Source organism: Streptomyces caniscabiei (assembly GCF_014930365.1).
GTDB lineage: Bacteria > Actinomycetota > Actinomycetes > Streptomycetales > Streptomycetaceae > Streptomyces > Streptomyces caniscabiei.
Genome location: NZ_JABXWI010000006.1, coordinates 378,925 through 398,893 on the forward strand (window position 1 = coordinate 378,925; position 19,969 = coordinate 398,893).

Genomic DNA, 19,969 nt, shown 5'->3' on the forward strand with positions numbered 1-19,969 from the left:
CATGGCACGATCGGAGCCGAACACACTCGAGGGGACCCAGCGATGTTCATGTTCTTGTTCCTGGTCGTCGCGCTCGCCGTCGTGGTCGCCGCGGTGACGCTCGCGGTGGTCGGCGGCGGTGACAACGCCGTGCTGCCGGAGGCCGCGGGCGAGCGGCTCCGGGACCCGCTGCCGGCGGACCGCCCGGTCAACCGCGCGGACGTCGAGGCGCTCCGCTTCCCGGTCGCCGTCCGCGGCTACCGCATGGTGGACGTGGACGACGCCCTCGGCCGCCTCAGCGCCGAGATCGCCGAGCGGGACGCCCGGATCGCCGACCTGGAGTCCGCGCTCGCGGGCGCCCGCGCGGCCACCACGACCTCGCTGCACAAGCCCGAGGAGGGCGACCACCGGTGAGCGACGGCACCGCCCTGCCCGGCTCCGACGGCGCGCTGCGCTGCCCCTGGGCCCTGTCCACCGAGGACTACGTGGCGTACCACGACGAGGAGTGGGGCCGCCCGGTCCACGGCGACGACGCGCTGTACGAGCGGCTCTGTCTGGAGGCCTTCCAGTCCGGCCTCTCCTGGATCACCGTCCTGCGCCGCCGCGAGGGCTTCCGCGCCGCCTTCGCCGGCTTCGAGATCGCCTCCGTCGCCCTGTTCACCGAGGCCGACCAGGAGCGTCTCCTCGCCGACCCCGGCATCATCCGCAACCGCGCCAAGATCGAGGCCACCGTCGCCAACGCCCGCGAGCTGTCCACCTGGACCGCCGGCGAGCTGGACGAACTCATCTGGTCCCACGCCCCGGACCCGGCGACCCGCCCGGCCCCGAGAACCCTCGCGGACGTCCCGGCGGTCACCCCCGAGTCCACGGCCCTCTCCAAGGCGTTGAAGAAGCGAGGCATCCGCTTCGTCGGCCCGACGACGGCGTACGCCCTGATGCAGGCGTGCGGCCTGGTGAACGACCACTTGGAGACATGCGTCGCGAGAACGGCGACCCCCTAGAAGCGTCCGCCCCGAAGGGGCACGGGGAACCACGTGACCGGCCACGACGGACCCGCAGCCACCCCACGACCTGTGACCGGCCGCGTCCAGCGACGCGTCACCGCCCCAGGTACTCCGGCGTCTCCTTGTTCACGAACGCCCGCACCGCGATCTGGTGGTCCTCCGAGGCACCCGCCCGGGTCTGGAGTTCGTCCTCCTTCTCCAGCGTCTCGGCCAGCGAGTGGGTGAAGCCGTACGCCATCGCCTCCTTGATCGCCGCGTACGCCACGGTCGGCCCCCCGGCCAGCATCCGGGCCACCTCCTCGGCGGCGGTGTGCAGCGAGGCCGCCGGCACGATCCGGTTCGCGATCCCCAGCTCGTACGCCTCCTGCGCCTTGATGCTGCGCGGGAAGAGCAGTAGATCGGCGGCCCGGCCGGGGCCGATCACCCGCGGCAGGGTCCACGAGACCCCGGAGTCGGCCGTGAGCGCCACCCCGGCGAAGGACGTGTTGAAGGAGGCCGTGTCGGCGACCACCCGGTAGTCCGCGGCGAGCGCGAACCCCAGACCGGCACCGGCCGCCACCCCGTTCACCCCGGCCACCACGGGCTTCGCCATGCTCGTGAGCGCCTTCACCACGGGGTTGTAGTGCTCCTTGACCGTGCTCATGACCTGCCCCGAGTCCTCGATCAGCAGCCCGATGTGCTCCTTGAGGTCCTGGCCCACACAGAACGCCCGCTCCCCGGCGGCCGTCAGCAGCACCGCCCGTACCGCGTCGTCCCCGGCGGCCTCCTCCACGGCCTCCCGCAGCGCCACCTTCGTCGCGATGTTGAGCGCGTTCATCGCCTCGGGGCGGTTGAGCGTGATCTTCGCGAGTCCGTCGCGCACCTCGTAGAGCACGGTGTCGGCCATGGCGGTTTCCCCTCCGGTGTCGCTTCGGCAGGCGACGTACTGGTCAGTACGCCCTCGTCACACCACAGCATGGCGGAGTTCACGGGTGACGGCCGGGCCCGGACGTGTGACCTGCGTCAAAGAATCACCAATGGGCGAGCGCCCACCTGGGACCGAGGGGTGGCGCAGTATCGCAGTCACACCGCCGAATTGGGTGGTTTTGCTCGCGCGCGTTGCCCAAGCGATGCCGACCGATGTTGGTCATCGGGTCATGAGATGCGGGATAATGGCCTGGAAGCAATGTGTTCGATGCCGGTGTCGCGTGTCCCCAGGTGGGCCCGCGCCTGCCCTCCCGGGCCGTCGGCTTGGCGATGAGCTGGTTTCAGGAAGGGGTACGAGCATGGCGGCCATGAAGCCGCGGACGGGCGATGGCCCGCTCGAGGTGACCAAGGAGGGGCGGGGCATCGTCATGCGCGTTCCGCTCGAAGGCGGCGGTCGGCTCGTCGTCGAGCTGACCCCTGACGAGGCCGATGCCCTCGGAGATGCCCTCAAGAAGGTCGTCGGCTGACGCGCGTAGCGACCATACCCTTTCAGTTGCCCCGGCACCGCCGCACCCGGCGGTGCCGGGGCGCTGTCGTGCCAGGGGTGTCAGAGGGAGGCCGGGGAGGCCGGTCGGATCGCGGGCGGCCGCTCAGCGCTTGACCGCGCACAGCAGGCCGTCGCCCACCGGGAGCAGGGACGGCACGAGCTCGGGGCTCTCCCGGACCGTGCGCAGCAGCTCCCGCAGACGTATGACCTCGGTGGGCTGGGGGTTGGAGTCCACCGTCCGGCCACTGGCGAAGACACCCTCGAAGGCGACCAGGCCACCGGGTCTGAGCAGGCGCAACGATTCAGCGAGGTAGTCGAGGCACTCGAGCCGGTCGCCGTCGCAGAAGACCAGGTCGTACCCGGAGTCCGCGAGCCGGGGCAGCACGTCCAGGGCGTGCCCCGGGATGAAGCGCGCGCGGTTGCTGGCGAAGCCGGCCGCGCGGAACGCCTGCCGGGCGAACTGCTGGTGCTCCGGTTCCGGATCCACGGTGGTCAGCACCCCGTCGGGCCGCATGCCGTGCAGCAGATGGATCCCGGAGACACCGGTGCCGGTCCCGATCTCCGCCACCGCCTTCGCGTCCACGGTGGCGGCGAGCACCCGCAGCGCGGCGCCCGTGCCGGGCGACACCGAGCGCAGCCCTGCTTCCCGGGCCCGTTCACGGGCCCAGCGCAGCGCGTCGTCCTCGGCGACAAAGGCGTCGGCGAACGCCCAGCTCGTCAGCCGGTTGCCGGTAATGACCCTCTCCTTATGTCCCCGTGGTTGCCTGGGCGTGACTGTATCCGTTGCCGTCGGGAACCTGCTGATGGGACCGGTCGTTTAAAGGGATGAGTGAGTGACGGGGGCCGCGACGGGGGGCACGGGATGGATCGGTCCGACGAGCAGGGGCGCGCATCGACGTGCCTGCTGACCAAGCCACAGCGGCCGCATCAGCAGGACGCGCCCCACCGGCGTACAGCAATTTCTTATAAAACCGCTTATCCGGAGCTAACGGGCGAGGTGGCTATGGTAGGGGCTCCACTGGACACCACCAGAGCCGACAGGGGAGGTGCGGCTGCGCCCGCGGATCGGGGAGGAGTGCTGCGGCGCTTTCTCGGATCGGCAGGCAGGCCGAAATCCGTGAACGACACCGCTGACCACAGCCACGCCGACGCTTCCGCCTCGGGCGGAGCACAGACCGCGACCTTCACCACGGACGCGCACGCACAGGCGTGGACTCCGCCCACCTGGGAGGAGATCGTCAGCACCCACAGCGGCCGCGTCTACCGGCTCGCCTACCGTCTGACCGGCAACCAGCACGACGCCGAGGACCTCACCCAGGAAGTCTTCGTCCGCGTCTTCCGCTCCCTGTCGACCTACACGCCCGGCACCTTCGAGGGCTGGCTGCACCGCATCACCACCAACCTCTTCCTGGACATGGTCCGGCGCAAGCAGCGCATCCGCTTCGACGCCCTCGGGGACGACGCGGCCGAGCGCCTGCCCAGCCGTGAGCCCACCCCGCAGCAGATCTTCAACGACGCGCACTTCGACGCCGACGTCCAGCAGGCCCTCGACACCCTGGCACCCGAGTTCCGCGCCGCCGTCGTCCTGTGCGACATCGAAGGGCTGTCCTACGAGGAGATCGCCGCGACCCTGGGCGTCAAGCTCGGCACGGTCCGCTCCCGGATCCACCGCGGCCGCTCCCAGCTCCGCAAGGCCCTCGCGCACCGCTCCCCGGAGGCCCGGGCCGAGCAGCGCCGCGGGTTCGCGGTGCCCCGGGTGGCCGTGCTGGGAGGAGGGGGCGCGACCGCGTGAGTGGATCCCGTCCTACGCCTGCCGAGCAACACCTGGGAGACCGTCTCTCCGCCCTGGTCGACGGAGAGCTCGGTCATGAGGCGCGCGACCGCGTCCTGGCACATCTCGCCACCTGCGCGAAGTGCAAGTCGGAGGCGGACGAGCAGCGCCGTCTGAAGAACGTCTTCGCGGAGGCCGCTCCGCCGCCCCCCTCCGAGAGCTTCCTGGCCCGTCTCCAGATGCTCCCGGCGGGCGGCGACGGCGACGGCGGCTCACCGCTGTCCGGTGGCTTCGGCGGAAGACTCGGAGGCACGGCCGGAGGGTCGGGTCTGCCCGGTGACCCCTCCGACTCCCGGGACTTCGCCGACTTCGGGGTCTTCGGCTCCGGCGACTCCTTCGGGTATGTCCCGTCGGGACCACACGGCGGCGCGCTGACGCCGTCGGAAGGCCGCGGGCTGCTCGGTGGCGGCCGTGGAACGTCCGGCGGCCGCGGGTTCCTCGGTGACCGGGGTTTCCTGAGCGGCCGTGGCTTCCTCGGCGACCGCGGAGCGCTGGGCGACCGCGGCTTCCTGGGCGGCGGACGCGACCTCTCCGGCGGTGCGGACGAGCGTCCGGACGGGGAGGAGAGAACCACCGACGACACGGACGACCAGCACGACAGAGGGGTCAGACGCGACCGCGGTTTCCGGATCCATGACGTGCGCCGGCACGAGGCGGAGCGTTCCGCCTCGCGCGGGATGCGGTTCGCCTTCGTCGCGGCGGGAGCCGTGTCGCTGGCCGCGATCGCCCTCGGCGGTGTGACCAACGGCATGCCCGTCGAGACGGCGGACGCCCGGGGCGGCTCCGGCGCCGGGAGCAACGTCACCCCGCTGCGGACCCCGGCCGGCACGGTCCCGACGCCCGAGGCACAGCGCCGCCGGGGAGCCGTCGGCCCGCTGCTCGGACAGGGCCAGCAGTCCCTGGGCGACATGCCCGTCGCCCCGACGGAGATCTCCGCGCCCCTGCTGCCCGGGGTCCCCGCTCCGGCCGGCCAGGACCGTCGGTCCGTACACCCGCTGACCGCACCCGTGCTGGCCGGTGCGGCCGTCATGTCGCCGCTCATACGTCCGCTCACCGACGCGCCGCCGCTGCAGCTGACCGACTGGTCCCCGGCCTCCGAACTCGCCGGACCCGGCCTGCTGACGGCGCCCGACACCACCTCGTCCCCCACACCCACCTCGCCCGTCCTCCGCTGACCCCGAGTTCTGCGCGCCGGGCCGCGAACCTGGTTGAATCCAGAGTGGGCCGTGTCCGCTCGGGCCGGTTCCGGCTCGCGGCACTCGGTGAACGGTGGGCGTCGGGCCGGTCCTCGGGACAGGCCCTAGGTGTGGGGAGAACATGAACGAGGGGAAGCCCACGAAGGCGAAGTGGTGGAGCCGCCCCCGGGCGCACGGCGCGGAGGGCGGGACGACGGGGGACACGGGCCCGGTCGGCACCGCTGACTCCGGAGAGTCCGCCGGGAGTGTGGACGCCCTCGGGCCGTCCGCGAACGCGGCGCGTGCGGAAAACCCAGAGGGCGACTTCGAGTTGGAACGCCCGGCGACTCCGACGGTGACGGCACCGGCCTTCGCCGGGACCGACTCCCGGACCGAGACCGTGGGCAAGGCGGCCGAGATCGACGGCAAGACCGAGGCCGATTCCGGCTCCGATTTCGAACTGGCTCGCCCGGTCGCCGAGGCTTCGCCCGGGGGCGCCCTCACATCGGCGGTCGACGTGGCCGGTGACCGGGTGGGCGACTCGGACGGCGACTTCGAGTTGGAACGGCCGAGCGCGAGGAACGCGGGGCACGACGCCGAGGGCGGGGCGAACTCGCCGACGGAGGCCGACGGTTCGCCGGTCGCGTCGGGCGGTTCGGTGGCTGAGCCCGAGGGTGCGTCGGTCGGCACCGACGGGGTCGGTGCCGGCGCTGCCGCAGCCCCTGGCACGCCCGCGACCACGGTCGTGGGCGCCGTCGCGGTCGCCGATGCCCTGCCGTCGGCTCAGCAGGGTGCCCTGAGCGCCCCTGACGCCCCCTCTGAGCGCCCCAAGCCGCTGCACGACCCCGATCCCTACAGCACCCCGCCGTACGGCGAGCCCGGCCCCTGGGCGCCCGCTCCGCCGTTCCAGCATCCGGCGACCACCTCGGCCCCTGGCACGAACGTCCGGCCGGAGACATCGGCACACGACGCGCACCCGGTCGCGGAGGAGCCGGCACTGGCCGGGGCGCCCGCGACCGCCGCCCCCGGATACGCCGACACGAGCACCCCGGTGACTCCGGCCCACGGCACCGCCGTACCGGCGGCCGCTCCGCGGCCCACGAGGACGTACGCGGAGGCGCCTGTGGCCGCCGCCGCGGCCCCCTTCCCGGACGCGGCCCGGCCCGCCGCCGCGCCCTACCCCGACATCTCCCAGCCTCCCGGCGCCTCGTACGCGTATCCGTCCCAGCCGGGACCGCCGCCCTTCGGGGACGCGGCGCAGCCGGTCGCGCCCCCGTACGCGGGCGGGGCCCAGGCCGCGCCCGCCTCGCCGGGAGCCGGAGTCCCGCATCCCTCGGGGGCCTTCGCCGATCCCGGGCAGTCGCCGCCCGGCCCGCAGGGGCCCTGGCAGAACTACGACCCGTGGGCCGGGTCGGGGTCGCTGCAGCAGAACGGGGCCGCGGTGGACGACGTGGCGCGGCGGCGCCGGCGCAGGCGCAGGACGCTCGTGGTCGGGGCCGTGCTGATCGCCGTCGTAGCCGGCGGCATCGGCGGAGCCGTGGGCGCGTACCTGGAGCGCAACGGCGGCGTCGGGGCCATCGAGCTGCCGCAGACCAGCGACGGGGCGACGGGGCGGGCGCCCGACAGCGTCGCCGGGATCGCCGCCAGCGCGCTGCCCGGCGTCGTGACCCTGCACGTCAGCGGGGACAGCGCGCAGGGCACCGGCACCGGCTTCGTGCTCGACGAGCGCGGCCACATCCTCACCAACAACCACGTCGTCGACCCCGCCGGCAGCGACGGCGAGATATCGGTGACCTTCAGCGGCGGTGAGACGGCCAAGGCCACCATCGTCGGCCGGGACACCGGCTACGACCTGGCCGTGGTCAAGGTCTCCGGCGTCCGCGGACTCAAACCGCTGCCCCTCGGCAACTCCGAGGAGGTCCGGGTCGGCGACCCGGTCGTCGCCATCGGTGCCCCCTTCGACCTGGCCAACACCGTCACCTCCGGCATCATCAGCGCCAAGGAGCGGCCCATCACGGCGGGCGGTGAGAGCGGCGACGTCAGCGACGTGTCGTACGTGGACGCGCTGCAGACCGACGCGCCGATAAACCCGGGCAACTCCGGAGGCCCGCTCCTCGACGGCAAGGGCCGTGTGATCGGCATCAACAGCGCCATCCGCTCCGCCGGCAGCGGCTCCGAGTCGGAGGGCGGGCAGGCCGGTTCCATCGGTCTGGGCTTCGCGATCCCCATCAACCAGGGCAAGCGCGTCGCCGAGGAGCTGATCAACACCGGCAAGGCCACCCACCCGGTCATCGGGGTCACCCTCGACATGGACTACTCCGGTGACGGCGCCCGCATCGGCGACAAGGGCGACGGCGACGGCTCCGGGGTGACCCCGGGCGGTCCCGCCGACCGGGCGGGCATGCGCGCGGGCGACGTCATCACCCAGGTCGACGGCCAGCGTGTGCACTCCGGCAACGAACTGATCGTCAAGGTCCGCGCGCACCGGCCCGGCGACCGCCTGGAGCTCACCCTCCTGCGGAACGGCAGGGAGCGGACGGTCACCCTCACCCTCGGCTCGTCCGGCGGCTGACCGTGTCCCCGGTGGTCACGCATGCGCGGCCACGACGACGGGGTCCACTGACGCCAACTTCACAGGAGGGGCCCCGCACCCCCTCCTGCCAGGCAAACAGCTGGGAAAACCCGTCCTTCGGGCACGGTCCGAAGCGGCCCGAAGGTACCGGATCGGCGGGATCGCCGGGTACCGTGGATCCGGCCCGGACCACGGACGACCTGCCGAGGCCCGCGGATCGGGACCGAGGACATCGCAAGGAGCTTCAGGTGTTCAATGACATAGGTGCGCTCGAGGTGGTGACGCTCGTCGTCCTCGCCGTGCTCGTCTTCGGTCCGGACAAGCTCCCGAAGGTGATCCAGGACGTCACGCGGACCATCCGCAAGATCCGCGAGTTCTCGGACAGCGCCAAGGCGGACATCCGCAGCGAACTCGGACCGGAGTTCAAGGACTTCGAGTTCGAGGACCTCAACCCCAAGACGTTCATCCGCAAGCAGCTGGACAACGACGAGCTGGGGCTGAAGGAGATCCGCAACGGCTTCGACCTGAAGAAGGAGATGGCCGAGCTCACGGACGCGGTCCACGGCCGCGAGTCCGAGGGCTCGTCCGGCTCCTCCTCGTCCGGCTCCGCCTCGGACTCCTCGGGCGGCTCCTCCTCGGGTGCGGCCGGCGGCTCCGTCGACATGACGAAGAAGCCCGAACTCGAAGAGCGTCCGCCGTACGACATGGACGCCACCTGAGTCGTACGCCGGTGTGCTGCGGCGCCCCCTACGTGATGCGATTCATACCGTCACGCACCCTCGTACGGCCCGAACCCGCCAGTACGCCGTCCTACGCGCCGGGCGCTTTCCCTGCTGCTCGGAGAGCTGTGGCTATGCTGCCCAGTTGTTGTGCGGACCGTAAGAAGAGCGAGCGACGACGCCCGAGGGGGGCGGGCCGCTCCGGTCCGTCGAGAGCGAGGAGGCGTCCGGGCACATGGAGACGACAAGTCGGGTAGGCGCGCAGGCGTCGGCCGCGGAGGGTGGACAACAGGTCCCCTCCGCCCGACGCACGGTCGACGGCTACCTGCTGGCGCCCTTCCCGTGGTACGGCCTCGACGAGGCCTTCACGGGACCGCGCTGGCTGATGCAGGTGGGTACGTCGGCGGAAGGAGCCGTCGAGCACGGTTCGATCGGCCACGGTGACGAGCCCTCGGTGCGCAACGAGTACACCGCCGGGTCGGACGACGAGGTCAAAGAGCGGTTCGCGGTCGTGGTGACCGTCGCGGAGAACCCGTCCCGCAGGAGCGCCGACGGTACGGGGCTGCTGGAGGCCACGTCGGTCTCCTCGGCGGCGTGGCTCGCGGGTGTGGGGCTGCTGTCCTTCACCTGGCCCGGGCAGCTGGACCACTCCCTGCGGGACGACTGGCTGGACCAGCAGACCGAGGCCGCGTGGGTGCTGGCCGACGATCTCGCCGGGCCCGACTGGACGACCCTGTCCCTGCCGGTGGACGGCGTGCCGACGCCGTTCCACTACCGCGAGTCCGAGTTCGGGTGGGTGCTCGCGGGGTCGACGTCGCAGGGGGTGCATGTGGGGGCGTACGGGCGCGGGATGAGCGCGTACGGTCTTGGCTTCGCCGTGATCAAGGACATCGAGGCGTACGCATAGCGTTGGAGGGCACCGCCGGGTTGTGGTGCGGTGCCCTCCAACGCCGTAGGGGCTTCGGTGGTCAGGGGGCTGCGGGTGCGTCGTGGCTTGTCGCGCAGTTCCCCGCGCCCCTTTGCGGGCAGCCCCAGACTTTGACGGCCGCCCTAGAACTTGTTCCTCGGGGTGATGCCCAGGCTCATGCCCGACAGGCCCCGCTGACGGCCGCCCAGCTTGCCCGCGATCCCTCGCAGGGCCGAGCCCGCAGGGGAGTCGGGGTCGCTCAGGACGACCGGCTTGCCTTCGTCGCCGCCCTCGCGGAGGCGGACGTCGATGGGGATGGAGCCGAGGACCGGGACCGTGGCGCCGGTGGTGCGGGTGAGGCCGTCGGCGACGGTCTGGCCGCCGCCCGTGCCGAACACGTCGACCATCTCGTCGCAGTGCGGGCAGGGCAGCCCCGACATGTTCTCGACGACGCCGACGATCTTCTGGTGGGTCTGCACGGCGATGGAGCCGGCGCGCTCGGCGACCTCGGCCGCCGCCTGCTGCGGGGTCGTCACGACGAGGATCTCGGCGTTCGGGACCAGCTGGGCCACCGAGATGGCGATGTCGCCCGTGCCCGGCGGGAGGTCGAGGAGGAGGACGTCCAGGTCGCCCCAGTAGACGTCCGAGAGGAACTGCTGGAGGGCGCGGTGGAGCATCGGGCCGCGCCAGACCACCGGGGCGTTGCCCGGGGTGAACATGCCGATAGAGATGACCTTCACGCCGTTCGCGGACGGCGGCATGATCATGTTCTCGACCTGGGTGGGAAGGCCGTCGGCGCCCAGCATGCGGGGCACGGAGTGGCCGTAGATGTCGGCGTCGACGACACCGACCTTGAGACCGTCGGCCGCCATGGCCGCCGCCAGGTTCACCGTCACCGAGGACTTGCCGACGCCGCCCTTGCCGGAGGCGACGGCGTACACGCGGGTGAGGGAGCCCGGCTTGGCGAAGGGGACCTCGCGCTCGGCCTGGCCGCCGCGCAACGCGGTCGCCAGTTCCTTGCGCTGCTCGTCGCTCATGACGTCCAGCTCGACGTCGACGCGGGTGACGCCCCCGACCCGCTCGACCGCCTCCGTCACGCGCTTGGTGATGGTGTCGCGCATGGGGCAGCCGGAGACCGTCAGGTACACGGCGACCGCGACCGCTCCGTCCTCGCCGATCTCCACCGACTTGACCATCCCGAGTTCGGTGATGGGGCGGTTGATCTCGGGGTCGTTCACCGTCGACAGAGCCTCGCGCACCGCGTCTTCCGTAGCCATAAGGACGATGGTACGGCGCCGCGCGGGGCCGCTGGGAGCCTTCTCAGCGGTCGCCCATGTCACGTCCGCGGGCGTGTTCCGGCGGGAATACGGTCCGGGTCCCGCGCGGCCCGTCACCGTCGTGCTCGTGCATCTCCCTGACCAGGTCCTGGAGCTCCGAGCGCAGCCAGTCGCGGGTGGCGACCTCGCCGAGACCGATGCGCAGCGCGGCGATCTCCCTGGTCAGATACTCGGTGTCGGCGATCGACCGCTCGTTCTGCTTGCGGTCCTGTTCGAGGTTGACCCGGTCGCGGTCGTCCTGGCGGTTCTGCGCGAGCAGGATCAGCGGGGCCGCGTAGGAGGCCTGGAGGGACAGCATGAGGGTGAGGAAGATGAAGGGGTAGTTGTCGAAGCGCAGATCGCTCGGGGCGGAGACGTTCCACACCACCCAGAGGATGATGACGACCGTCATCCAGACGATGAACCGCCCGGTGCCCAGAAACCGCGCGATCCGCTCCGACAGCCGTCCGAAGGCCTCCGGGTCCCACTCGGGCAGGAACCTGGCCCGGCGCGGCAGCGGCAGGTCGAGACGCGTACGCGGGCGCGCGGTGGCCCCGGAGGGCGTGCGTTCCCTCAGGGGAGCGCCGGAGGGCGACGTGCGCTCCCGGTGGCCCGCGCCGGCGTGCGCCCGCTCCCGCCCCGGGTGCCGCCCCTCGCGCCCCTCGCGCCCCTCGCGGGCCTCGCGCCCGTCCCGGTCAGGAGCCATCGCCGGCCTCCTGCCCGTCCGCGACGTCGTCGTCCTCGGCCTCGTCCTCGTCCTCGTACAGATGGAACTCCGTCTCCCGCCAGTCCTCCGGAAGCATGTGGTCCAGGACGTCGTCGACGGTCACCGCCCCCAGCAGGGAGCCGCTCTCGTCGACCACGGGCGCCGCGACCATGTCGTACGTCGCGAAGAACCCGGCGACGGCGCGCAGCGCGGCCTCCGGGTCCAGTGGCTGGAGATCGTCGTCGACGAGCGAGCTGACCAGGGTGTACGGCGGATCCCGCAGCAGCCGCTGGAAGTGGACCGTGCCGAGGTACTTGCCGGTCGGGGTCTCGTCCGGCGGCCGGCACACGTACACCTGGGCGGCGAGCGCCGGGGACAGATCCGCGTTGCGGACCCGCGCGAGCGCGTCGGCGACGGTCGCGTCCGGGCGCAGCACGATCGGCTCGGTGGTCATCAGACCGCCGGCGGTCTTCTCCTCGTACGCCATCAGCCGCCGTACGTCGGCCGCGTCGTCCGGCTGCATCAGCGTCAGCAGCCGTTCCTGTTCCTCCTCGGGAAGCTCGGCGAGGAGGTCGGCGGCGTCGTCCGGGTCCATGGCCTCCAGGACGTCGGCGGCCCGCTCCTCCTTGAGCTTGCCGAGGATCTCGATCTGGTCGTCCTCGGGCAGCTCCTCCAAAACGTCGGCGAGCCGGTCGTCGTCGAGGGCGGCGGCGACCTCGGCCCGGCGCTTGGGGGAGAGGTGGTGCAGCACATTGGCCAGGTCGGCCGGGCGCAGCTGCTCGAAGGTGGCGAGGAGGTTCTCGGCGCCCTGCCCGTGCTCCTCCAGCGAGAAGCCGGTGACCGCCGACCACTCCACGGTCACCGTCTCGCCCTTGTGCCGCCGGAACGCCCCGCCCTTGCCCTTGCGGACGAAGACCCGGTCGATCTCCCAGTCCCGGCGGGCCGGCAGCTGCTGGACCGAGATGTCGAGGACCGTCACCTCCTCGCCGGTCTCGACGAGGGTCACACGGCGGTCCAGCAGTTCCCCGATGACGAGGCGCTCGGTGGGGCGCTGCTCGAAGCGGCGCACGTTCAGCACGCCGGTGGTGATGACCTGGCCCGACTCGATGCCGGTGACCCGGGTCATGGGCAGGAAGATCCGGCGGCGGGTGGAGAGTTCGACGACCAGGCCGAGCAGGCGCGGGGGCTTGCGGCCCACCCGCAGGATGGCCACCAGATCCCGGACGCGGCCCACCTGATCGCCGTTCGGGTCGAAGACGGCGACACCGGAGAGATGGGAGACGAAGATCCGGGGCGCCACCGCCGCCATGAGCCGCCCCTTTCCTTCCCGTCGTGAGGGGAATGTCCGCCGAGGACGGCTTCAGGCTAGCCCGTCCCGATCGGATATGCCCTGGTGAGCGGTGCGGACGGACTGGCTCAGTGGTGGGTCGGGAGCCCCGGTACTCTGCGGTACGCCTGGACTCCCCACGAAGAGGTGCATCGCCTGTGACTGTGATTCCCCGTACCCGAAGGGCCGCACTGGTGAGCGCCGTCTGCACCTTGGTGGTCGGCGGGCTGGGGCTCACGGGGTGCAGCGAGGATCCCGATGAGGGCACCAACGGGGTCGGCAAACTGGAGCCGGCGAAGATCCAGAACACGACCAGGGCGGCGGCCACGGCGGCGGACACGGTCCGGCTGTCCGGGGCCGTGGTGAGCAACGGCAAGACCTACAAGCTGGACATGCGCCTGAAGGAGGACGGCGGCACGGGTTCGGTGACGACGGAGGGCTCCACGTTCCGGCTGCTGAAGGTGGGGGAGCACCTCTTCCTCAAGGCCGACGCGGACTTCTGGGACCACGAGGACTCCGGGAAGGGCGGCGAGCAGGGCGAGGACTCGGAGACGGCCGCCGCGGACAAGCTGGACGGCATGTATGTGAAGGTGCCGACCGGTGACCCCGCCTACAAGCGGTTCAGCGGCTTCACCGACAAGGACGTCCTCCTCAACAGCCTGCTCACCCTGCACGGCACGCTTTCCACCGAGGGCCACCACGAGCAGTCCGGCACCCGCACCATCCGCATCACCGGCGACAAGGGCTCCGGCGGCACCCTCGACGTCTCCCTCGAAGGCACCCCCTACCCCCTCCGCCTCGTCCGCGCCGGCGACGCCGGCACCATCCTGCTATCCGACTGGGGCAAGGACTTCACCCTGGAGGAGCCGGACGGCAAGTCGGTGGTGGACTACGGCAAGCAACTGCCGACGTCGTAGTACGACGCAGTACGGGCGAGGACGAGCGGGACGGCCTGCGGCGTCGTGGAGCGGCGGCGTAGCGCGTGGGCGGTGCGGCGGGCGGGCGGGCGGGCGGTGCGGACGGGTGGGCCGCGAGGGCGAAAGGCGCCGCGCGCCCGCGTGGGGCCACCGCCCGGGGCAACGGACCGCGTCCGAGGGGCGCCCCCGGCAAGGCGCCCCGTGGCCCGGTGGGACGCGCCGCTTCTGATCAGTGCCCGCGGCTCGGCTCCGCGCCGCGGCCGGCGTCAGGCTGCTGCCCGTAGCTCCGCAGGTCCCCCGTACTGGCGGCGCCGCCGCTCAGTCGGTCGTCCATCTCCGCCGGGTCCCTCCACTCCGCCGCGGCTGCGACCTGCCGCGGTGGTGGGTTTCGGCGGTGTCGAGCGGGGCGCGGACGCTGTCAGGCGCCGGGGCTCATCGCTGTCGCTTGCGGCGGCCGAAGAGCAGGCGTGGCACCGCCGCCGGGATCGGCTGCCGTGTGGTCGCCGACGTCGCGACCGGTGCCTGAGCCAGGTCGTCGTCGGGCAGGGGCAGGGTCACCCCCGTCGGCCGCAGGCGGAGCACCCGGCACTCGCGCGCCCACCTGCCCGGCATCGCCTCCCCGTCGGGCGCGTTGAGCCGTTTGCCCTTCAGCTCGGCCACCACGGCCTCCCAGTCGGGGGAGTCCGGGGCCAGTTCGACGACGTCCGCGGCCCAGCTGACCAGCCGCCCGCCCTTGTCCTTGCTGCGGACGGTCACCACCGCCGACCCGCCGTCGGCCAGCCCGGGCAGCGGCTGCTCACCGGGCCCGTCGCCCACCACACACGCCGCACCCTCGTGCCAGACGTGCCACAGCGCCCGCGACGCCTCACCGCCCCGGACCCAGATCAGCCCGGACTTCTTGGTGGCCTCCTCGACGAGTGCCTGTTCGAGCAGCGCGTCGGGGGTCGGCGAATCGGCGGGGAGCGAATCGGCGGTCATGGGGGCAGCCTAACCGTGCTCCCACGAGCCTGGCCCGCCCCCTCGAAGCCCCCGGCCGACCGCCCCGACCGCGGCCTCCCGCGTCACAGCCACCCGTTGCGCTTCAGCGTCCGGTGGATGCCGAGGCAGAGCGCGACCGTGACACCGAGGACCACCGGGTAGCCGAACTTCCAGTGCGTCTCCGGCATGTAGTCGAAGTTCATCCCGTACACGCCGCACACCATCGTCGGTACGGCGATGATGGCCGCCCAGGACGTGATCTTGCGCATGTCCTCGTTCTGCGCGACGGAGGCCTGCGCCAGGTTCGCCTGGAGGATCGAGTTGAGGAGCTCGTCGAACCCGACGACCTGCTCCTGGACCCGGGCGAGGTGGTCGGCCACGTCACGGAAGTACTTCTGGATGTCGGGGTCGATCAGCCGCATCGGCCGCTCGCTCAGCAGCTGCATGGGCCGCACCAGCGGCAACACCGCGCGCTTGAACTCCATGACCTCGCGCTTGAGTTGGTAGATCCGGCCGGCGTCGGTGCCCCGGGGCGTGCCCTTGCGCCCGGGGGAGAACACCTCCGTCTCCACCTCGTCGATGTCGTCCTGCACGGCGTCCGCGACCGCCACGTACCCGTCGACGACATGGTCGGCGATGGCGTGCAGCACGGCCGACGGGCCCTTGCCGAGCAACTCCGGGTCGTCCTGCAGCCGGTGACGGAGCGCCCGCAACGAGCCCTGCCCGCCGTGCCGGACGGTGATGAAGAAGTCCCGTCCGGTGAAGCACATGACCTCGCCGGACTCCACGACCTCGCTGGTGGCGGTGAGTTCGTCGTGCTCGACGTAGTGGATGGTCTTGAAGACGGTGAAGAGGGTGTCGTCGTACCGCTCCAGCTTCGGCCGCTGGTGCGCGTGCACCGCGTCCTCCACGGCCAGCGGGTGCAGCCCGAACTCGGCCGCGATACCGGAGAATTCGGCCTCCGACGGCTCGTGCAGGCCGATCCAGACGAAGCCGCCGTCACGGCGCACCTGACGGATCGCCTCGTGCGGGGTCAGGTTGCGCTCGAACGACACGCGCGCGCCGTCGCGGTACACGGCGCAGTCCACGACGGCCGTGGCCGTCTCCGCCGGACGCGTGGCGTCGTACATCCCGCCGTCCTTGCGCAGCGACAGCCGCGAGGGACGGGACGGGCGGACCGCGGCACGCAGGTTGTGGATCATCGACATGAGCTGGCTCCTTCGCAACGAAAGGCCGCCGACGACGGTTGGAACTACCCGGAATGGGGACGTTTTGACTTCGGATGTTTGGCACGTCCACAAAGCGGGGAGCACCGCACCGTCGCGGTGACAGCTTCGCTTGATTCAGATCAAGACGGGAAAGAAGTGCTCTTCCGATGCGCGGCGACCGACGAGCGGCACGACGCGAGTGAGGGCGGTAGCGAGCGGAGCGAGAACTACGGCTACGACCAGAGCTACGGAACTCGAACAGCGGAAGAGCGGGTGGTACTGCCAGGTCGACTTCGGTCCATCGCAGCCCCACCTCCTCCGGCCGGTCCCTCGTAAGGGACGTTCCATACCCCATCCGGGGTTCCCCGTAGGGGAGTCAGTCTTCTCGGCGCGGGACGCGAAGGCGTGAGAAGCCTTGAGAGCGAGGCTTCCGTGTGCTGCCCGCGTGCTGTCCCGACCGGCGGCCCAGAGTAACAGTCGGCTGAAGTGTCAAGGCGCCCGTTTGCCGGTTCCTGACGAGTTCTATGCTCGGCTCATGGCTGATGTTCTTCCGTTGGTGGAGGCCCGTTTGCGCACCGCGCTGGGCGAACCGGACGCGCGCGCCGCGGTCACCTTCCTCGGCACGGACCGTATCGAGGTCCTCCGTTTCACCGACGGCGACGTCGTCCGCTACGCCACGCTCGGCATGTCCGCCCAGCCGATGGCCGACCCCACCGCGGTCCTCGCCGACCCCGTCAAGGGCCCGCGCGCCGAGCTCGTCCTGTCCGTGCGGCGCGGAGTCGCCGACACCGACAAGGTACTGCGCCCGCTGGCCGTACTCGCCGCGTCGCCGCAGGTGGAGGGCTTGATCGTGGCCCCCGGCGCCTCGCTCGACGTGGGTGATCCGCTCTGGCCCAAAGCACCCTTCACCTCCGTCCTCGTCGCCGAGTCCGGCGGCCTGGTCGAGGACCTCGAACTCGACGCCCCCGCCGACCCCGTACGGTTCCTGCCCCTCCTGCCGATGACGCCCAACGAGGCGGCCTGGAAGCGGGTGCACGGCGCCCAGGCCCTCCAGGAGCGCTGGCTCACCCAGGGGACAGACCTCCGTGACCCGGCCCGCACATCGGTCCCCCTGGACTGACCGGATGGACTGACCGGATCGCGCGACACGGCTTCCCCGTGTGACGGACGGCACGCCATACGTGACCGGAGGCGGCTCGACAGGTGGCCGAAAATCGCCGCTTCCCTTGGTCGTGTGGGTAGTTGATCCCGTTGGCCGGTCCGACGGGCCGACCGTGGGCCGCAGGCCGCCGTTCGTGCGCGGAACGTGCGCGGAATGTGACGCGCACACGCCGGACGGGTGATCGTCCTTGACGCGAGCAGGCACGGGGAGGACCGTTGGGCCCTATGAGGGGCGAACCCAGTTGCCCGAAGTGTGGTGGCCGGGTCAGGGCTCCCGGCCTCTTTGCCGACTCCTGGCAGTGCGCCGCGCACGGGACGGTGCACCCGCTGCAGCCCGTGATCCCGCCCAGCGTCGAGGCCCTCAGCGTCGTGGTGCACCGCGCCAAGGTGCCGGTCTGGATGCCCTGGCCGCTGCCCGTGGGCTGGCTCTTCACGGGTGCCGCCTTCGCCGGGGACGACCGCAGCGGCGGACGTGCCACCGCCGTGGCCTGCTCCGGTCCCGGCCCGCTCGGTGGCGTCGGGGAGCTCGTCCTCATCGCGGAGGAGCTCGGCGTCGGCCTCGGCGCGCGGTACGCGGGCATCGACGGTCCCGACCCCGGCCCCTACCTGAGCGTCGAGAAGCCGCCCCAGGCCAAGGTGCTGGCCGCCGGACGGCCCACACCGCTGTGGCACGTCACCGGCACGCCGGACGACCGCGCGGTCTTCGCGGGCGAGGCGCTCGGGCTGTGGCTGTGGGCGATCGTGTGGCCCGAACAGACGGGGTTGCTGATGTACGACGAACTGGTGCTGACGGACCTGCGGGACGCCGGCGCGGAGGTGGAACTGCTGCCGTGCGGGGCGCTCTCACCGCGCATCCTGGAGCCGTAGGGGGCCTCGCGCCCGAGGGCGGAGGCGTGGCTCCCGGTGGCGGAGGCGCGTCTCCGGGCATGTCCCCTGTAGGGGGTGCCCCCGGCTTTCGGGTGTGACAGGAGCAGCCCGGAAGGGCGCTATCCTTGAGCGTCCGCTTCCGTTTCCCCGCGCCTGGAGTCCGAGTCGTGCGTATCGATCTGCACTGCCACTCCACCGCGTCCGACGGTACGGACACCCCGGCGGAGCTGGTACGGAAGGCGCGGACGGCCGGTCTGGACGTCGTCGCGCTCACCGACCACGACACCACGCGCGGGCACGCCGAGGCGATCGCCGCGCTCCCGGAAGGGCTCACCCTGGTCACGGGCGCAGAGCTGTCGTGCCGGCTGGACGGCGTCAGCATGCACATGCTGGCCTATCTGTTCGACCCCGAGGAGCCCGACCTGCTGGCCGAGCGCGAGCTGGTGCGGGACGACCGGGTCCCCCGGGCCCAGGGGATGATCGCCAAGCTGAACGAGCTGGGTGTGCCGGTGACCTGGGACCAGGTCGCCCGGATCGCCGCCGGCGGTTCCGTGGGGCGGCCGCATGTGGCCACCGCGCTCGTCGAACTCGGCGTCGTACCGACCGTGAGCGACGCGTTCACGGAGCAGTGGCTCGCCGACGGCGGCCGCGCCTACGTCGCAAAGCACGAGACCGACCCGTTCGAGGCGATCCGGCTGATCAAGGGCGCCGGCGGTGTCGCCGTCTTCGCCCACCCCGCCGCCGTCAAGCGCGGCCGGACCGTGCCGGAGTCCGCCATCGCCGAGCTGGCCGCCGCCGGACTCGACGGCATCGAGGTCGACCACATGGAGCACGACCCGGCGACCCGGGCCCGGCTGCGCGGCCTGGCGAAGGAGCTGGGGCTCCTCGCCACCGGATCCTCGGACTACCACGGCAGCCGGAAGACCTGTGTGCTCGGCGAGTACACGACCGACCCCGAGGTGTACGGCGAGATCACGCGCCGGGCCACCGGCGCGTTTCCCGTCCCGGGGACCGGCGGGACCAGCTGACTCCCTGACCGTGGGGCGGTAGGCTCCGGCGGCCGCCGGTAGTGCCCGGCCCACCGCACTCTCCACTGTGTTCGCGCGGGGCGACGCCCCGTCTCTCCGCGCGACGATCGCCCCGGCCGTACCTCACCCGGTACCTCGCCGAGGGCTGCCCTCTCGCTCGCTCTTCCTCTCCGGCAAGGCATCCCCGTGTTCGATCTCGCCATCTTCGGTTCGCTCTTCCTCACCCTCTTCGTGATCATGGATCCCCCGGGGATCACCCCGATCTTCCTCGGCCTCACCGCGGGCCGTCCCGCGCGTACCCAGAAGCGGATGGCCTTCCAGGCCGTCTGTGTGGCCGGTGGTGTGATCACCGTCTTCGGGCTGCTGGGACACCAGATACTGGACTACCTGCATGTGTCCGTCCCGGCGCTGATGATCGCGGGCGGGCTGCTGCTCCTGCTGATCGCGCTCGACCTCCTGACCGGCAAGACGGACGAGCCGAAGCAGACCAAGGACGTGAACGTCGCGCTCGTGCCGCTGGGGATGCCGTTGCTCGCCGGTCCCGGTGCGATCGTGTCGGTGATCCTCGCCGTGCAGAAGGCGGACGGTGCCGCCGCTCATGTCTCCGTGTGGGCCGCGATCCTCGCCATCCATGTCGTGCTGTGGCTGACGATGCGGTACTCGCTGCTGATCATCCGGGTCATCAAGGACGGCGGTGTGGTGCTGGTGACCCGGCTCGCGGGCATGATGCTCTCCGCGATCGCCGTGCAGCAGATCATCAACGGTGTCACCCAGGTCGTACAGGGCGCCTAGCGCACGCGCCGACGCGCCTGGCCGGGACG

At 71.8% G+C, this 19,969-nt stretch carries 20 protein-coding genes; 13 read left to right on the forward strand and 7 right to left on the reverse strand.

Annotated elements, in window-relative coordinates:
• Nucleotides 1–42: 42 nt before the first annotated feature.
• Entirely contained in the window at nucleotides 43–393 is a 351-nt protein-coding gene (locus HW837_RS19175; protein ID WP_045559106.1) for a DivIVA domain-containing protein, read from the forward strand.
• Nucleotides 390–980: a DNA-3-methyladenine glycosylase I gene (locus HW837_RS19180; RefSeq protein ID WP_193382688.1), complete on the forward strand. Its 591-nt coding sequence runs from the start codon at nucleotides 390–392 to the stop codon at nucleotides 978–980. Before HW837_RS19175 ends, HW837_RS19180 begins: the two co-directional genes overlap by 4 nt.
• Nucleotides 981–1,077: 97 nt before the next feature.
• On the opposite strand, the gene chcB is transcribed toward HW837_RS19180, so the two are convergent.
• A complete protein-coding gene (gene chcB, locus HW837_RS19185) occupies nucleotides 1,078–1,869 on the reverse strand; it encodes a 2-cyclohexenylcarbonyl CoA isomerase (protein ID WP_045559104.1) in 792 nt (263 codons plus the stop codon).
• A gap of 379 nt (nucleotides 1,870–2,248) precedes the next feature.
• Here chcB and HW837_RS19190 point away from each other — a divergent pair, with 379 nt between their 5' ends.
• Nucleotides 2,249–2,416 (forward strand): DUF3117 domain-containing protein, encoded by a 168-nt coding sequence (locus HW837_RS19190; protein WP_003966491.1) that lies wholly within the window; start codon nucleotides 2,249–2,251, stop codon nucleotides 2,414–2,416.
• A gap of 123 nt (nucleotides 2,417–2,539) precedes the next feature.
• On the opposite strand, the gene HW837_RS19195 is transcribed toward HW837_RS19190, so the two are convergent.
• On the reverse strand, nucleotides 2,540–3,241 hold the full coding sequence (locus HW837_RS19195) for an O-methyltransferase (RefSeq protein WP_272819702.1): 702 nt from the start codon (nucleotides 3,239–3,241) through the stop codon (nucleotides 2,540–2,542).
• Nucleotides 3,242–3,511: 270 nt separating this feature from the next.
• Here HW837_RS19195 and sigE point away from each other — a divergent pair, with 270 nt between their 5' ends.
• The 5 genes from sigE to HW837_RS19220 all read left to right on the forward strand — a co-directional run bounded on the left by sigE (nucleotide 3,512) and on the right by HW837_RS19220 (nucleotide 9,640).
• Nucleotides 3,512–4,228 carry an RNA polymerase sigma factor SigE gene (gene sigE / locus HW837_RS19200; RefSeq protein ID WP_045559102.1) on the forward strand — a complete coding sequence of 239 codons (717 nt, stop codon included), beginning with the start codon at nucleotides 3,512–3,514 and terminating at the stop codon, nucleotides 4,226–4,228.
• Nucleotides 4,225–5,442 (forward strand): zf-HC2 domain-containing protein, encoded by a 1,218-nt coding sequence (locus HW837_RS19205; RefSeq protein WP_193381545.1) that lies wholly within the window; start codon nucleotides 4,225–4,227, stop codon nucleotides 5,440–5,442. The genes sigE and HW837_RS19205 overlap by 4 nt, the downstream gene beginning before the upstream one ends.
• A 142-nt stretch (nucleotides 5,443–5,584) precedes the next feature.
• The gene (locus tag HW837_RS19210) at nucleotides 5,585–8,014 is read left to right on the forward strand and encodes a S1C family serine protease (RefSeq protein ID WP_237270250.1); all 2,430 of its coding nucleotides are present in this window, start codon (nucleotides 5,585–5,587) and stop codon (nucleotides 8,012–8,014) included.
• A 248-nt stretch (nucleotides 8,015–8,262) separates the two neighbouring features.
• Nucleotides 8,263–8,733 carry a sec-independent translocase gene (locus HW837_RS19215; protein ID WP_045559099.1) on the forward strand — a complete coding sequence of 157 codons (471 nt, stop codon included), beginning with the start codon at nucleotides 8,263–8,265 and terminating at the stop codon, nucleotides 8,731–8,733.
• Nucleotides 8,734–8,968: 235 nt separating this feature from the next.
• A complete protein-coding gene (locus HW837_RS19220; RefSeq protein WP_045559098.1) occupies nucleotides 8,969–9,640 on the forward strand; it encodes a hypothetical protein in 672 nt (223 codons plus the stop codon).
• Nucleotides 9,641–9,783: 143 nt separating this feature from the next.
• Here the strand turns inward: HW837_RS19220 and HW837_RS19225 are convergent, their stop codons facing one another.
• From HW837_RS19225 to HW837_RS19235, 3 genes are read right to left on the reverse strand one after another with little or no spacing between them, the layout of a single operon-like run.
• Complete coding sequence (locus HW837_RS19225) at nucleotides 9,784–10,917, reverse strand: Mrp/NBP35 family ATP-binding protein (RefSeq protein ID WP_193382687.1); 1,134 nt, start codon at nucleotides 10,915–10,917, stop codon at nucleotides 9,784–9,786.
• A gap of 43 nt (nucleotides 10,918–10,960) precedes the next feature.
• Nucleotides 10,961–11,662 (reverse strand): DUF1003 domain-containing protein, encoded by a 702-nt coding sequence (locus HW837_RS19230; protein WP_237270251.1) that lies wholly within the window; start codon nucleotides 11,660–11,662, stop codon nucleotides 10,961–10,963.
• Nucleotides 11,652–12,971 (reverse strand): magnesium transporter MgtE N-terminal domain-containing protein, encoded by a 1,320-nt coding sequence (locus HW837_RS19235; protein WP_093792429.1) that lies wholly within the window; start codon nucleotides 12,969–12,971, stop codon nucleotides 11,652–11,654. The genes HW837_RS19230 and HW837_RS19235 overlap by 11 nt, the downstream gene beginning before the upstream one ends.
• A 176-nt stretch (nucleotides 12,972–13,147) precedes the next feature.
• Here HW837_RS19235 and HW837_RS19240 point away from each other — a divergent pair, with 176 nt between their 5' ends.
• Nucleotides 13,148–13,906: a lipoprotein gene (locus HW837_RS19240; RefSeq protein WP_045559095.1), complete on the forward strand. Its 759-nt coding sequence runs from the start codon at nucleotides 13,148–13,150 to the stop codon at nucleotides 13,904–13,906.
• A gap of 432 nt (nucleotides 13,907–14,338) precedes the next feature.
• On the opposite strand, the gene HW837_RS19245 is transcribed toward HW837_RS19240, so the two are convergent.
• Both HW837_RS19245 and HW837_RS19250 read right to left on the reverse strand, forming a co-directional pair.
• Complete coding sequence (locus HW837_RS19245; protein ID WP_045559094.1) at nucleotides 14,339–14,884, reverse strand: hypothetical protein; 546 nt, start codon at nucleotides 14,882–14,884, stop codon at nucleotides 14,339–14,341.
• A gap of 83 nt (nucleotides 14,885–14,967) precedes the next feature.
• Nucleotides 14,968–16,092 carry a magnesium and cobalt transport protein CorA gene (locus HW837_RS19250; RefSeq protein ID WP_045559093.1) on the reverse strand — a complete coding sequence of 375 codons (1,125 nt, stop codon included), beginning with the start codon at nucleotides 16,090–16,092 and terminating at the stop codon, nucleotides 14,968–14,970.
• A gap of 535 nt (nucleotides 16,093–16,627) precedes the next feature.
• Between HW837_RS19250 and HW837_RS19255 the strand changes: the two genes are divergently transcribed.
• The 4 genes from HW837_RS19255 (at nucleotide 16,628) to HW837_RS19270 (ending at nucleotide 19,940) form a co-directional block, all read left to right on the forward strand.
• Nucleotides 16,628–17,212 (forward strand): suppressor of fused domain protein, encoded by a 585-nt coding sequence (locus HW837_RS19255; protein WP_045559092.1) that lies wholly within the window; start codon nucleotides 16,628–16,630, stop codon nucleotides 17,210–17,212.
• Nucleotides 17,213–17,478: 266 nt separating this feature from the next.
• Entirely contained in the window at nucleotides 17,479–18,120 is a 642-nt protein-coding gene (locus tag HW837_RS19260) for a DUF6758 family protein (RefSeq protein ID WP_033525501.1), read from the forward strand.
• Nucleotides 18,121–18,287: 167 nt separating this feature from the next.
• Nucleotides 18,288–19,148: a PHP domain-containing protein gene (locus HW837_RS19265; protein ID WP_093792433.1), complete on the forward strand. Its 861-nt coding sequence runs from the start codon at nucleotides 18,288–18,290 to the stop codon at nucleotides 19,146–19,148.
• A gap of 186 nt (nucleotides 19,149–19,334) precedes the next feature.
• Complete coding sequence (locus HW837_RS19270) at nucleotides 19,335–19,940, forward strand: MarC family protein (protein WP_045559090.1); 606 nt, start codon at nucleotides 19,335–19,337, stop codon at nucleotides 19,938–19,940.
• Nucleotides 19,941–19,969 lie beyond the last annotated feature (29 nt).